Origin of the sequence: Thauera sp. SWB20, from assembly GCF_000831325.1 — a bacterium.
Lineage (GTDB): Bacteria > Pseudomonadota > Gammaproteobacteria > Burkholderiales > Rhodocyclaceae > Thauera > Thauera aminoaromatica.
Window position 1 is genome coordinate 760,754 of sequence record NZ_JTDM01000021.1, and the last position, 13,665, is coordinate 774,418.

Below are 13,665 nucleotides of genomic sequence, written 5' to 3' on the forward strand. Positions count from 1 at the left end.
GGACAGATTACTGCTTCTGCTCGTTCAGCTTGGCCTTGAGCAGGGCACCCAGGTTGGTGGTACCGGCGGAAGCGGAGCTCTCGGAAGCCAGCTTGCTCATGGCTTCGGACTGCTCGACCTGGTCCTTGGCACGAATCGACAGGCTGATCGAGCGGGTCTTGCGATCCACGTTGATCACCAGCGCCTCGACCTCATCCCCTTCCTTGAACATGGTGGTGAGGTCGTCGACACGGTGCGGAGCGGCCTCGGACGCGCGCAGGTAGCCTTCGACGTCGTCACCCAGCGAGATCACCGCGCCACGGGCCTCGACCGACTTCACGGTGCCGCGCACGAGGCTGTTCTTCTCGTGGGTGGCGATGAAGTTGGTGTAGGGGTCGCCCTCGAGCTGCTTGATGCCGAGCGAAATGCGCTCGCGCTCGACGTCGATCGCCAGCACCACGGCCTCGACCTCGTCGCCCTTCTTGAAGCGGCGCACGGCATCCTCGCCCGACTCGCTCCACGACAGGTCGGACAGGTGCACCAGGCCGTCGATGCCGCCTTCCAGGCCGATGAACACGCCGAAGTCGGTGATCGACTTGATCTGGCCACGGACCTTGTCGCCCTTCTTGTGGTTGATGGCGAAATCGTCCCACGGGTTGGACATGCACTGCTTCATGCCCAGCGAGATGCGGCGACGGTCTTCGTCGATCTCGAGGATCATGACCTCGACCTCGTCGCCCAGCTGCACGACCTTGGTCGGGTGGATGTTCTTGTTGGTCCAGTCCATCTCGGACACGTGGACCAGGCCCTCGATGCCCTGCTCGACCTCGACGAAGGCGCCGTAGTCGGTGATGTTGGTGACCTTGCCGAACAGGCGGGTGCCCTGCGGGTAGCGGCGCGAGATGCCCACCCACGGGTCTTCGCCGAGCTGCTTGAGGCCGAGCGAGACGCGGTTCTTTTCCTGGTCGAACTTGAGCACCTTGGCTTCGATCTCGTCGCCGACCGACAGCACTTCGGACGGGTGACGGACGCGGCGCCAGGCCAGGTCGGTGATGTGCAGCAGGCCGTCGATGCCGCCGAGGTCCACGAACGCACCGTAGTCGGTGATGTTCTTGACCACGCCCTTGATGACGGTGCCTTCCTTGAGGTTGGCGAGCAGCTTCTCGCGCTCTTCGCCCATCGACTCTTCCAGCACGGCGCGACGCGAGACCACGACGTTGTTGCGCTTGCGGTCGAGCTTGATGACCTTGAACTCGTATTCCTTGCCTTCGTACGGCGTGGTGTCCTTGACCGGACGCATGTCGACCAGCGAGCCCGGCAGGAAGGCGCGGATGCTGTTGGTCATGACGGTCAGGCCACCCTTGACGCGGCCGGTGATGACGCCCTTGACCAGGGTGCCTTCGTTGAGCGCCTTCTCGAGGTCGTTCCAGGCGGCGATGCGCTTGGCCTTGTCGCGCGACAGGCGGGTCTCGCCGTAGCCGTCTTCGAGGGCGTCGATGGCGACGTGGACGAAGTCGCCGATGTTGGCTTCGAGTTCGCCGCGGTCGTTGCGGAACTCCTCGATGGGCACGTAGCTTTCGGACTTCAGGCCGGCGTTGACGACGACGAAGTTCTGGTCGATGCGCACGACTTCGGCGGTGATGACTTCACCGGCGCGCATTTCCTGGAGGGCGAGGCTTTCCTCGAAGAGGGCGGCAAAGCTTTCTTCGAAGGCAGGGGTGGCGTTGGACATAAAAGGTGGATTCCGGCACCGCCGTGGGACGGCAAACATGGCTGGTTCAAGAAAAAACGCGCCGGAGCCCACGCTCCCGCGCGATTGCGTTCAACCGGACGACTTGCCCCCCCGCCCGACGAGATCGAGAACGAAGGCGACGGCCTCGTCGACGTCCCGTTGAGTGGTGTCGAGCAGGGCCGCATCCGGCAGCTTCACGAGTGGCGCCACAGGCCGGGCGGCATCGCGCGCATCCCGTTCCTGAAGGTCTTTCAGAAGACTTTCCATGTTAGCAGCCAAACCCTTTTCGATCAACTGCTTATGGCGGCGTTCGGCGCGCGCCTCGGCCGAGGCGGTGAGGAAGACCTTGAGCCCTGCATCGGGGAAGATCACCGAGCCCATGTCGCGGCCTTCGGCCACCAGGCCGGGGGCCGCGCGGTAGTCGCGCTGGCGGTCGAGCAGGGCCGCACGCACCGCCGGCAGCACGGCGACCTTCGAGGCGCCGACCGAGCAGGCCTCGGAGCGGATCTCGTCGGTGACGTCGCGGTCCGCGCCCTCTCCCAACAGCACCCGCCCGCCCTCGAAGCGCGCCGGCAGACCCGCGGCGAGCGCGGCCACACCGGCCTCGTCGTCGAAGGCCACTCCCGCGCGCATCGCGGCCAGCGCCACCAGGCGGTAGAGCGAGCCGCTGTCGAGGTAGTGCCAGCCCAGCGCCTCGGCGACGCGTGCCGCCACCGTGCCCTTGCCCGAGGCCGAGGGACCATCGATGGCCAGCACCGGCACCGGCCGCGCCACCTGCGCAAAGGCCTCGAAATAGCCGGGGAAGGTCTTGTTCACGCACTTCGGGTCGTTGATGCGCACGCGGCAGCCCCCCAGGCTCGCCAGCGAGAAGCACATCGCCATGCGGTGGTCGTCGTAGGTGTCGATCGCCGCCGGCTGCAGGCGCGGCGGGCGCTGCACCACCAGGTAGTCGGCGCCCTCCTCCACCTCGGCGCCGAGCTTGCGCAGCTCGGTCGCCATCGCGGCGATGCGGTCGGTCTCCTTGACCCGCCAGCTCGCGATGTTGCGCAGCCGGCACGGCCCGTCGGCGAACAGCGCCGCCACCGCCAGCGTCATCGCCGCGTCGGGGATGTGGTTGAGGTCGAGGTCGAAGGCCTTCAGCACGCCGCCGGCGGGCGCCGCGGCCTCGATCCAGTTGTCGCCCAGGGTGATGCGCGCGCCGAGTTGCTCCAGCGCCTCGGCGAAGCGCACGTCGCCCTGGATGCTGGTCCGCCCCACGCCTTCCACCCGCACCGGCCCACCACCGATCGCCCCGGCGGCGAGGAAATAGGATGCCGAAGAGGCGTCGCCCTCGACGAACACCGTGCCCGGGCTGCGGTAGCGCGCGCCGCCCGGCACCACGAAGCGCTCCCAGCCCTGCTGCCCGACCTGCACGCCGAAGCGCGCCATCAGCTCGAGGGTGATGCGGATGTAGGGCTTGGAGATGAGCTCGCCCACCACCTCGATCGTGGTCTCCACTCCGGTCAGCGGCAGCGCCATCAGCAGCGCGGTGAGGAACTGGCTGGAGACATCGCCACGCACGCGCACCACGCCACCGGGACGGATCGTGGCGGGCTTGAGATGCAGCGGAGGGTAGCCCTCGTTGGCGGTGCAGGTGATGTCGGCGCCGAGCTGGCGCAGCGCGTCGACGAGGTCGCCGATCGGGCGCTCGTGCATGCGCGGTACGCCCGACAGGCGGTACTCGCCGCCCGACAGCGCGAGCGCCGCGGTGAGCGGCCGGAAGGCGGTGCCGGCGTTGCCGAGGAAGAGATCGCCGGTCTTGACCGGGAAGGGGCCGCCGACGCCGCATACACGGTAATCCAGGCTGTCGCCCTCGCGCCGCCAATCGACGCCGAGCGCGCGCAGGGCCTCGAGCATGCGTTCGACGTCGTCCGACAGCAGCAGGTCGCGGATGTCGGTCTCGCCCTCGGCGAGCGCGGCCAGCAGCAGCACGCGGTTGGAGATGCTCTTCGAGCCGGGCAGGCGGACGCTGCCGGCGGCGCCCAGCATCGGGGGCAGATCGAGAAATTCCATCATGACCTCAGAAAACGGGGCCGTCCCCGCGAAACAGGAAAAAGCGCAGGCTCACTCGGCGGTACGGATCGGCAGCCCCTCGGCCCAGGCGTTGCGCGCGCGCCGGGCGCGCTCGAACACCGCCTCCAGGCCGTCGCCATCGCCCTCGACCAGCATCATGCGCAGGCGCGCGAGTTCGCCGAGGTAGGCATCGAGTTCCTCGAGCAGCGCGACCCGGTTGGCGACGCAGATGTCGCGCCACATCTCGGGATGACTGCCGGCGATGCGGGTGAAGTCGCGGAAACCGCTCGCCGCATGCGAGAACAGCAGCGGCGCGTTGCTGCGCCCGGCGAGGTCGTCGACCAGGCCGAAGGCGAGCAGGTGCGGCAGGTGGCTCACCGCGGCGAAGACGCGGTCGTGCTCCTGCGGTGTCATGCCGACCACGTTGGCACCGCAGGCCTCCCACGCGTCGCGCACCTTCTGGACGGCCTCGGGGCGACTCTCGGGCAGCGGCGTCAGCACCACCTTGCGGCCCATGTAGAGCTCGGCGAAGGCGGCCTCGACCCCGCTCTTCTCGGCGCCGGCGATCGGGTGCGCCGGCACCACGTCGGCGAGCGCGCCACCCAGATGAGTGCGCAACGCGGCGACCACGTCGCGTTTGGTGCTGCCGGCGTCGGTGACGATGGTGCCCGGGCGCAGGTGCGGCGCCATCGCGGCGAGGATCGCGTCGGTCTGCCCCACCGGCGCGGCGAGCAGCACCAGGTCGGCGCCGTCGAGCGCATCCGCCCAGCCCTCGGCGATCTCGTCGATCACGCCGAGCGCGCACGCGCGCTCGAGCACTTCGCGCCGGCGGCCGATGCCGACGATGCGCTCGACCGCGCCCGCGCGCCGCAGCGCGAGCGCGAAGGAGCCGCCGATCAGCCCGACCCCGCAGACGACCAGCTTGCCGATGTGCGCCATCGTCCGCCCCCTGCTCAGGCGAGCGCCTGGCGCAGCGCCTCGATGAAGCGCGCGTTTTCCTCGGGCAGACCGATCGACACGCGCAGCCAGTGCGGCATGCCGTAGGCGGCGATCGGACGCACGATCACGCCCTGGCGCAGCAGCGCCTGGTTCACCCCGATCGCGTCGCCCACCTTGAAGGTGACGAAGTTGCCGGCCGAGGGGATCCATTCGAGGCCAAGTTCGCGGAAAGCGGCGACGAGCTGCGTCATGCCGCGGCGGTTGAGCTCGGCGCTGCGGGCGAGGAATTCGTCGTCGCCGAGCGCCGCCTCGGCCGCGGCGAGCGCCACCGAGGACACGTTGAATGGCTGGCGCACCCGGTTCATCAGGTCGGCCACCTCGGGGTGGGCGATGCCGTAGCCCACGCGCAGGCCGGCCAGGCCGTAGGCCTTGGAGAAGGTGCGCGACACCAGCAGGTTGGGGAAGCGCGCCAGCCAGGCGATTGAGTCGTAGCGCTGCTCGGGGGCGAGGTATTCGGTGTAGGCCTCGTCGAGCACCACCAGCACGTGGCGCGGGACCTTGGCGAGGAAGGCCTCGAGCTCGGCGCCCGGGACGAAGGTGCCGGTGGGGTTGTTCGGGTTGGCGATGAAGACGACACGGGTCTGCGGCTCGATCGCCGCCGCCATGGCGTCGAGGTCGTGGCCGAAGTTCTTCGCCGCCACCTCGATGCCGCGCGCGCCGCGCGCGTTGGTGGCGAGCGGATAGACCGCGAAGGCGTGACGCGAATACACCGCCGACAGCCCCGGCGCGAGGAAGGCCTGCGAGGCCAGCTCGAGGATGTCGTTCGAGCCGTTGCCGATCACGAGCTGCTCGGGCTTGACGCCGAAGCGTTCGCACAAGGCCTTCTTGAGCGCGAACGCGCCGCCGTCCGGATAGCGCGAGACCTCGCCGATCGCGGCGATCGCGGCATCGCGCGCGCGCGCGCTCATGCCGAGCGGGTTCTCGTTGGAGGCGAGCTTGACGATGCTCTCCTCGGGGATTCCCATCTCGCGGGCGAGCTCCGAGATCGGCTTGCCCGGCTGGTAGGCCATGATCGCGCGGATGTAGTCGGGGGCAAGGCTGGCAATGCTCATGGGTCGTCTCCTGCTGCGGCCCGCACTCCCCGCGCGGGCCTGGTGTGCAATCGGGGCCGCGCTCAGATCGCCGCGACCGGATAGGAACCGATGATCTTCACGAAGGCGGCGCGCTCGTCGAGCTCGCGCAGCGCGGCCGCCACCTCGGGGTCTTCGCGGTGGCCGTTGATGTCGGCGTAGAACACGTACTCCCACAGCCCGGAGCGCGCCGGGCGCGACTGCAGCTTGGTCATGTCCACGCCGTGGCGGGCCATCGGCTCGAGCAGGCTGTGGATCGCCCCCGGCCGGTTGGGCGCGGAGAACACCAGCGAGGTGCGGTCCTTGCCCGAGGGCCCGGCGTCGTGGTCGGCGATGACCAGGAAGCGCGTCGTGTTGTTGGGATCGTCCTCGATGTTGGGCGCGAGGATGTTGAGCCCGTAGAGCTGCGCCGCGGCGTCGCCGGCGATGGCGCAGGACTCGGGATCCTCGGAGGCCATGCGCGCGGCCTCGGCGTTGCTCGCCACCGGGATGCGCGGCAGGTGCGGGAGGTTGCGGTTGAGCCACTCGTGGCACTGCGCCAGCGACTGCGCGTGCGAGTAGATGCGGCGGGCGGCGCCGATGCCCTCGGCGCGCGACATCAGCTGCTGGTGGATGCGCAGGCGCACCTCGCCGCAGACCTTGAGCGGGTTGGCCAGCAGCAGATCGAGCGTGCCGCCGACCGCGCCCTCGGTGGAGTTCTCCACCGGCACCACGCCGTAGTCGGCATTGCCGGCTTCCACCGCGCGGAAGACGTCGTCGATCGCCGCCATCGCCAGGAAGTTGGGCGCGGAACCGAAGTGCTTGCGGCTGGCGCTCTCGGAGAAGGTGCCGGCGGGGCCGAGGTAGGCCACGCGCAGCGGCTGCTCCAGCCCGAGGCAGGCCGACATCACCTCGCGGAAGATGGTCTTCACCGCATCGGAAGACAGCGGGCCGGGGTTGAGCTCGGCCAGCCGGCGCAGCACCTGCGCCTCGCGCTCGGGGCGGTAATACATCACCCCGCGCTTGATCTCGCCCACGCGCTGCGCGCAGCGCGCGCGCTCGGCGAGGCGGGCGAGGATTTCCTCGTCGATGCGGTCGATCTCGTTGCGCAGTTTCAGCAGTTCGTCGCTCATGCTCGGCCCGTGGCCCCTCCGGCTTGCGTCCTGATGTTGTCCCGTGTTTCCGTCCCGCCTTGCCCTGCCCCGCGCGGCCTCAGCCGCGGCGGGCGGCGAAGTCGCGCATGAAGTCGACCAGCGCCTGCACGCCCGCGAGCGGCATCGCGTTGTAGATCGACGCGCGCATGCCGCCGACCGACTTGTGACCCTTCAGCTGCACCAGCCCGGCGGCCTTGGCCTCGGCGAGGAAGGCGTCGTTCAAGGTCTCGTCCTTGAGGAAGAAGGGCACGTTCATGCGCGAACGGCAGGCCGGGTCGATGCGATTCTCGTAGAAATCGCTGGCGTCGAGGAAGTCGTACAGCAGCTTCGCCTTGGCGACGTTCTGCGCCTCGATCGCCGCCACCCCGCCCTGGCGCTTGAGCCACTGGAAGACCAGCCCGGCGATGTAGATGCCGTAGGTGGGCGGCGTGTTGTACATCGAGCCGTTGTCGGCCACGGTCTTGAAGTCGAAGGCGGTGGGGCAGTGCGGCATCGCGCGCCCGAGCAGGTCCTCGCGCACGATCACGATGGTGAGACCCGCCGGGCCGATGTTCTTCTGCGCGCCGCCGAAGATGAGGCCGTACTTCGAGACGTCGATCACACGCGACAGGATGTGCGAGGACATGTCGGCCACCACCGGCACCTCGCCGCGGCCGATCTGCGCGAGGTCGGGCTCGAAGGGGTACTCGAGGCCGCCGATGGTCTCGTTGGTGCAGGTGAACACGTAGGCCGGGTCGGCCGACAGCCTCCAGTCCGCCATCGCCGGCACGGTGGTGAAGCCGCCCGCCTCGGACGAGGCGGCGATGTTCACCTCGGCGTACTTGCGCGCTTCCTTCTGCGACTTCTGCGACCACGAACCGGTGACCACGTAGTCGGCCACACGCCTGTCGCCCATCAGGTTCATCGGGATGATCGCGTTCTCGGCGATGGCCCCGCCCTGCATGAAGAGGACGCGGTAGCCGGCCGGCACCGCGAGCAGCTCGCGCAGGTCGGCCTCGGCCTGGGCGGCGATCGCGGTGAATTCCTTGCCGCGATGGCTCATCTCCATGACGCCCATGCCGCTGCCGTGCCAGTCGAGCATCTCGTCGGCGGCCTGGCGCAGCACCTCTTCGGGCAGCACCGCGGGACCGGCGCTGAAGTTCCACACGCGACTCATCAGGCCTCTCCTTCCTCGTCCGCAGCGGGGGCCTCGCCCTCGCCCGGCGCGGCTTGTGCGCCGCCTTCGGCCTCGCCGCCCTCGGCGCCCTCGCCGCTGGCACGCATGCTCTCGTCCGACTCGGACTCGGCCACCTTCTCGATGCTGGCGAGGAAGGTGCCCTCGTCCAGGTTGATCAGGGTCACGCCCTGGGTCGAGCGGCCCATCTCGCGGATGCTCTCGACGCTGGTGCGGATCAGCACGCCGCCGGTGGAGATCAGCATCACCTCGTCGCTCGGCTCGACCAGCACCGCGCCCACCAGCCTGCCGTTGCGGTCGCTGGTCTGGATCGCGATCATGCCCTTGGTGCCGCGGCCGTGGCGGGTGTATTCCGCCACCGGGGTGCGCTTGCCGTAGCCGTTCTCGGTCGCGGTCAGCACCGACTGCGACTCGTCCTTGGCCACCAGCATCGCGATCACCGCCTGACCGTCCTCCAGCGTCATGCCGCGCACGCCGCGCGCGTCGCGCCCCATCGGGCGCACGTCGGTCTCGGCGAAGCGCACCGCCTTGCCGGCGTCGGAGAACAGCATCACGTCGCACTGGCCGTCGGTGATCGCCACCCCGATCAGGTGGTCGCCGTCGTCCAGGTTGACCGCGATGATGCCGGCCTTGCGCGGATTGGAGAACGCGGTGAGCGCGGTCTTCTTGACCGTGCCTTCCGAGGTCGCCATGAACACGAAGTGCTCCTCGTCGAACTCCTTGATCGGCAGCACCGCGGTGATCTTCTCGCCTTCCACCAGCGGGAAGAGGTTCACGATCGGCTTGCCGCGCGAGTTGCGCGTGCCCTCGGGGACCTCGTACACCTTGAGCCAGTAGCAGCGCCCGCGGTTGGAGAAGCACAGCACCGTGTCGTGAGTGTTGGCGACGAAGAGGTGGTCGATGAAGTCCTCGTCCTTCATCGAGGTCGCCTGCTTGCCGCGGCCACCGCGGCGCTGGGCGCGGTAGTCGGCGAGCGGCTGGCGCTTGAAGTAGCCGGTGTGCGACAGGGTCACGACCATGTCTTCCGGCGTGATCAGGTCCTCGATGTTGATCTCGGCGGTGTTCATCACCAGCTCGGAGCGGCGCGGATCGCCGAACTGGTTGCGGATCGCGCCGAGCTCCTCGACGATGATCGCGGTGATGCGCTCGGGGCGGGCGAGGATGTCGAGCAGGTCGGTGATGACGTCCATGACCTCGCGGTATTCGCCGACGATCTTGTCCTGCTCCAGCCCGGTCAGACGCTGCAGGCGCAATTCGAGGATGGCCTGGGCCTGGGCTTCGGACAGCCGGTAACCCTGCGCCTGCAGCCCGTACTGCGGATCCAGCCCTTCCGGCCGGTAGCTGTCGGCCAGTGCGCGCGCCAGCATCTCCTCGACCAGCGCCGAGCGCCACTCGCGCGCCATCAGCTCGCGCTTGGCATCGGCCGGCGTGGGCGCGGCCTTGATCAGCGCGATGATCTCGTCGACGTTGGACAGCGCCACCGCCAGGCCTTCGAGGATGTGGCCACGATCGCGCGCCTTGCGCAGCTCGAAGATGGTGCGGCGGGTGACGACCTCGCGGCGGTGCTCGAGGAAGCACACCAGCATCTGCTTGAGGTTGAGCAGGCGCGGCTTGCCGTCGACCAGCGCCACCATGTTCATGCCGAAGCTGTCCTGCAGCTGGGTGTGCTTGAACAGCTTGTTCAGCACCACCTCGGGCATCTCGCCGCGCTTGAGCTCGATCACCAGGCGCATGCCCGACTTGTCCGACTCGTCGCGGATCTCGCTGATGCCCTCGATCTTCTTCTCGTTGACCAGCTCGGCCATGCGCTCCTGCAGGGTGCGCTTGTTCACCTGGTAGGGCAGCTCGTCGACGATGATGGCCTGGCGATCGGTCTTGCCGATCGGCTCGAAGTGCGTGCGCGCGCGCATGATCACGCGGCCGCGGCCGGTGCGGTAGCCCTCGCGCACGCCGGCCAGGCCGTAGATCAGGCCGGCGGTGGGGAAGTCGGGCGCCTGCACGATGTCGATCAGGGCCTCGATGTCGGTGTCGGGCTCGGCGAGCAGCTTCAGGCAGGCGTCGACGATCTCGCCCAGGTTGTGCGGCGGGATGTTGGTCGCCATGCCCACCGCGATGCCGGCCGAGCCGTTGATCAGCAGGTTGGGGATGCGCGCGGGCAGGACCAGCGGCTCCTTCTCCGAGCCGTCGTAGTTCGGCCCGAAGTCCACCGTCTCCTTGTCGATGTCGGCCAGCAGCTCATGGCCGATGCGCGCCATGCGGATCTCGGTGTATCGCATCGCCGCCGCGTTGTCGCCGTCGACCGAGCCGAAGTTGCCCTGGCCATCGACCAGCATGTAGCGCAGCGAGAAGTCCTGCGCCATGCGCACGATGGTGTCGTACACCGCGGTGTCGCCGTGCGGGTGGTACTTGCCGATGACGTCGCCGACGATACGCGCCGACTTCTTGTAGGCGCGGTTCCAGTCGTTGGACAGTTCGTGCATCGCGAACAGCACGCGCCGATGCACCGGCTTGAGGCCGTCGCGCGCATCGGGGAGCGCCCGCCCCACGATCACGCTCATCGCGTAATCGAGGTAGGAGTGGCGCATCTCCTCTTCGAGGCTGATCGGCAGGGTTTCCTTGGCGAACTGGGTCATGCTTCAAGGCGGGCGAGCCGCGAAAACCAAAACATGTGATCTTACCATGCCACCATCGCCGGCCTTCGTTCGCGGGCGCATGCCGCGGACGATGCTAGCCCGTCGGACATTTTTCCGCCGCGCCTCTTGAACTCGCGCAGACCGTCCCCAAGTACCCGGCTGTTTCGCATTCCAACACGGAGCCAACCGACATGCAGGACCCGAACCAGGCCAGCCAGAACCCCACCGACCAGCCGGCGGAACAGGCCGCGCAGGGCGGCGCGCAGCAGCCCGCGCAGCGAGGCCCGGAGCTCGACCTCCAGGCCGCCGCTGCGGCGGCGGACACCGCGCCGGAGAACGGCATCGACAGCATGCCGAGCCTCGAGGAGGCGCTGCGCCAGGCCGAGCTGAAGGCCGCCGAGCACCACGACGCCTGGCTGCGCGCCAAGGCCGAGACCGAAAACCTGCGCCGACGCGCGCAGGACGACATCGCCAAGGCCTCCAAATTCGCCGCCGAGAAGTTCGCCACCGCGATGCTGCCGGTCAAGGACAGCCTGGAGGCCGCGCTCGCCACCGAGAACCAGACCGTCGAGAAGATGCGCGAGGGCGTGGAGCTCACCCTCCGGCAGCTGATCTCCGCGTTCGAGGGCGCCAAGCTCGCCGAGGAGAACCCGCTCGGGCAGAAGTTCGACCCCAACAAGCACCAGGCGATCAGCATGGTCGAGGCCGATGCCGAGCCCAACACCGTCGTCACCGTGCTGCAGAAGGGCTACCTGCTCAGCGAGCGCGTCATCCGCCCGGCGATGGTGATGGTCTCCAAGGGCAAGGCCCAGTAACCCCCGCAGGCAAATTCGCGCGGCGCGCTTGAAAGCGCGTCCGCCCGCCCCATATTCGAACCAGACCGGCGCGCCACAGGCCGCGCCACCCGAATCCAGACGAAAAAGGAACTCTCATGGGCAAGATCATCGGTATCGACCTCGGCACCACCAACAGCTGCGTCTCCGTGATGGAAGGCGGCAAGCCGAAGGTCATCGAGAACTCCGAAGGCGCGCGCACCACCCCCTCGGTGGTCGCCTACGCCGAAGACGGCGAGATCCTGGTCGGCGCGCCGGCCAAGCGCCAGGCGGTCACCAACGCCAAGAACACCCTGTTCGCGATCAAGCGCCTGATCGGCCGTCGCTTCCAGGAGAAGGAAGTGCAGAAGGACATCGACCTGATGCCCTTCACCATCACCAAGGCCGACAACGGCGACGCCTGGGTGGAAGTGCGCGGCAAGAAGATCGCGCCGCCGCAGGTCTCCGCCGAGATCCTGCGCAAGATGAAGAAGACCGCCGAGGACTACCTCGGCGAGGAAGTCACCGAAGCGGTCATCACCGTGCCGGCCTACTTCAACGACAGCCAGCGTCAGGCCACCAAGGACGCCGGCCGCATCGCCGGCCTGGAAGTCAAGCGCATCATCAACGAGCCCACCGCGGCCGCGCTCGCCTTCGGCATGGACAAGAAGCCGGGCGACTCCAAGATCGCGGTGTATGACCTCGGCGGCGGCACCTTCGACATCTCGATCATCGAGATCGCCGACCTCGACGGCGAGCACCAGTTCGAGGTGCTGGCGACCAACGGCGACACCTTCCTGGGTGGCGAGGACTTCGACCAGCGCATCATCGACTACATCGTCACCGAGTTCAAAAAGGAACAGGGCGTCGATCTCAAGAACGACGTGCTCGCACTGCAGCGCCTGAAGGAAGCCGCCGAGAAGGCCAAGATCGAGCTGTCCTCCGGCCAGCAGACCGAGATCAACCTGCCCTACATCACCGCCGACGCCTCGGGCCCAAAGCACCTCGCGATCAAGATCACCCGCGCCAAGTTCGAGTCGCTGGTGGAAGACCTGATCGAGCGCTCGATCGAGCCCTGCCGCATCGCGCTCAAGGACGCCGGCCTCAAGGTCTCGGACATCGACGACGTGATCCTGGTCGGCGGCCAGACCCGCATGCCCAAGGTCATCGACCGCGTGAAGGAGTTCTTCGCCAAGGAGCCGCGCCGTGACGTCAACCCGGACGAGGCCGTGGCGGTGGGCGCCTCCATCCAGGGCGGCGTGCTGCAGGGCGAGGTCAAGGACGTGCTGCTGCTCGACGTCACCCCGCTGTCGCTCGGCATCGAGACCCTGGGCGGCGTGATGACCAAGCTGATCCAGAAGAACACCACGATCCCGACCAAGGCCAGCCAGGTCTTCTCGACCGCCGACGACAACCAGTCGGCCGTGACCATCCACGTCCTGCAGGGCGAGCGCGAGATGGCCTCGGGCAACAAGAGCCTGGGCCAGTTCAATCTGTCGGACATCCCGCCGGCGCCGCGCGGCATGCCGCAGATCGAGGTCACCTTCGACATCGACGCCAACGGCATCCTGCACGTGTCGGCCAAGGACAAGGCCACCGGCAAGGAGAACAAGATCAAGATCCAGGCCAACTCCGGCCTGTCGGACGAGGAAGTCCAGCGCATGGTGCGCGACGCCGAGGCGCACGCCGAGGAAGACAAGAAGGCCCACGAGCTGGTCGACGCGCGCAACCAGTGCGACGCGCTGATCCACTCGACCAAGAAGGCACTGACCGAGTACGGCGACAAGCTCTCCGACGACGAGAAGTCCAAGATCGAAGCCGCGATGAAGGAGGCCGAAGAGGCCATCAAGAGCGGCGACAAGGACAGCATCGAAGCCAAGAGCCAGGCCCTGGCGATGGCCGCGCAGAAGCTCGGCGAGCACATGTACGCCCAGGCCCAGGCCGAAGGCGGCGCCCAGCCAGGTGCCGGCGCGAGTGCGGGAGCGGGCGGCCAGCAGGCCGGCGGCAAGGCCGACGACGCCGACGTGGTGGATGCCGAATTCACCGAAGTGAAGGACAAGAAGTAATCGTCGTTCTGGCGA

9 protein-coding genes are annotated in these 13,665 nt (G+C 68.3%); 2 read left to right on the forward strand and 7 right to left on the reverse strand.

What is annotated here, in order from left to right; genetic code table 11:
- Positions 1-7: 7 nt before the first annotated feature.
- From rpsA to gyrA, 7 genes are all read right to left on the reverse strand, one after another.
- Positions 8-1,711, reverse strand: coding sequence for a 30S ribosomal protein S1 (gene rpsA / locus PO78_RS20800; RefSeq protein ID WP_004299050.1), 1,704 nt, complete (start codon positions 1,709-1,711; stop codon positions 8-10).
- 90 nt (positions 1,712-1,801) lie between these two features.
- The gene (locus PO78_RS20805; RefSeq protein WP_043746606.1) at positions 1,802-3,763 is read right to left on the reverse strand and encodes a bifunctional 3-phosphoshikimate 1-carboxyvinyltransferase/cytidylate kinase; all 1,962 of its coding nucleotides are present in this window, start codon (positions 3,761-3,763) and stop codon (positions 1,802-1,804) included.
- Between the two features lie 51 nt (positions 3,764-3,814).
- Entirely contained in the window at positions 3,815-4,702 is an 888-nt protein-coding gene (locus PO78_RS20810; RefSeq protein ID WP_043746609.1) for a prephenate dehydrogenase, read from the reverse strand.
- A gap of 14 nt (positions 4,703-4,716) precedes the next feature.
- Complete coding sequence (hisC, locus tag PO78_RS20815; protein WP_004299041.1) at positions 4,717-5,814, reverse strand: histidinol-phosphate transaminase; 1,098 nt, start codon at positions 5,812-5,814, stop codon at positions 4,717-4,719.
- A 62-nt stretch (positions 5,815-5,876) separates the two neighbouring features.
- A complete protein-coding gene (pheA, locus tag PO78_RS20820) occupies positions 5,877-6,944 on the reverse strand; it encodes a prephenate dehydratase (RefSeq protein ID WP_012585794.1) in 1,068 nt (355 codons plus the stop codon).
- A 79-nt stretch (positions 6,945-7,023) separates the two neighbouring features.
- The gene (serC, locus tag PO78_RS20825) at positions 7,024-8,121 is read right to left on the reverse strand and encodes a 3-phosphoserine/phosphohydroxythreonine transaminase (protein ID WP_043746612.1); all 1,098 of its coding nucleotides are present in this window, start codon (positions 8,119-8,121) and stop codon (positions 7,024-7,026) included.
- A complete protein-coding gene (gene gyrA / locus PO78_RS20830) occupies positions 8,121-10,772 on the reverse strand; it encodes a DNA gyrase subunit A (RefSeq protein ID WP_004299030.1) in 2,652 nt (883 codons plus the stop codon). Before gyrA ends, serC begins: the two co-directional genes overlap by 1 nt.
- A gap of 191 nt (positions 10,773-10,963) precedes the next feature.
- Between gyrA and grpE the strand changes: the two genes are divergently transcribed.
- Together grpE and dnaK are read left to right on the forward strand one after the other, a co-directional pair.
- Positions 10,964-11,587: a nucleotide exchange factor GrpE gene (grpE, locus tag PO78_RS20835; RefSeq protein ID WP_004298995.1), complete on the forward strand. Its 624-nt coding sequence runs from the start codon at positions 10,964-10,966 to the stop codon at positions 11,585-11,587.
- Between the two features lie 116 nt (positions 11,588-11,703).
- A complete protein-coding gene (gene dnaK, locus PO78_RS20840) occupies positions 11,704-13,650 on the forward strand; it encodes a molecular chaperone DnaK (RefSeq protein WP_043746618.1) in 1,947 nt (648 codons plus the stop codon).
- The last annotated feature ends 15 nt before the right edge of the window (positions 13,651-13,665 follow it).

Excerpts from the sequence above, each read along its gene's own strand:
- serC (WP_043746612.1), bottom strand. The coding sequence starts at position 8,121 with ATGAGTCGCGTGTGGAACTTCAGCGCCGGTCCCGCGGTGCTGCCCGAA.
- gyrA (WP_004299030.1), bottom strand. The coding sequence starts at position 10,772 with ATGACCCAGTTCGCCAAGGAAACCCTGCCGATCAGCCTCGAAGAGGAG.
- grpE (WP_004298995.1), top strand. The coding sequence starts at position 10,964 with ATGCAGGACCCGAACCAGGCCAGCCAGAACCCCACCGACCAGCCGGCG.
- dnaK (WP_043746618.1), top strand. The coding sequence starts at position 11,704 with ATGGGCAAGATCATCGGTATCGACCTCGGCACCACCAACAGCTGCGTC.
- hisC (WP_004299041.1), bottom strand. The coding sequence starts at position 5,814 with ATGAGCATTGCCAGCCTTGCCCCCGACTACATCCGCGCGATCATGGCC.
- rpsA (WP_004299050.1), bottom strand. The coding sequence starts at position 1,711 with ATGTCCAACGCCACCCCTGCCTTCGAAGAAAGCTTTGCCGCCCTCTTC.
- PO78_RS20805 (WP_043746606.1), bottom strand. The coding sequence starts at position 3,763 with ATGGAATTTCTCGATCTGCCCCCGATGCTGGGCGCCGCCGGCAGCGTC.
- PO78_RS20810 (WP_043746609.1), bottom strand. The coding sequence starts at position 4,702 with ATGGCGCACATCGGCAAGCTGGTCGTCTGCGGGGTCGGGCTGATCGGC.
- pheA (WP_012585794.1), bottom strand. The coding sequence starts at position 6,944 with ATGAGCGACGAACTGCTGAAACTGCGCAACGAGATCGACCGCATCGAC.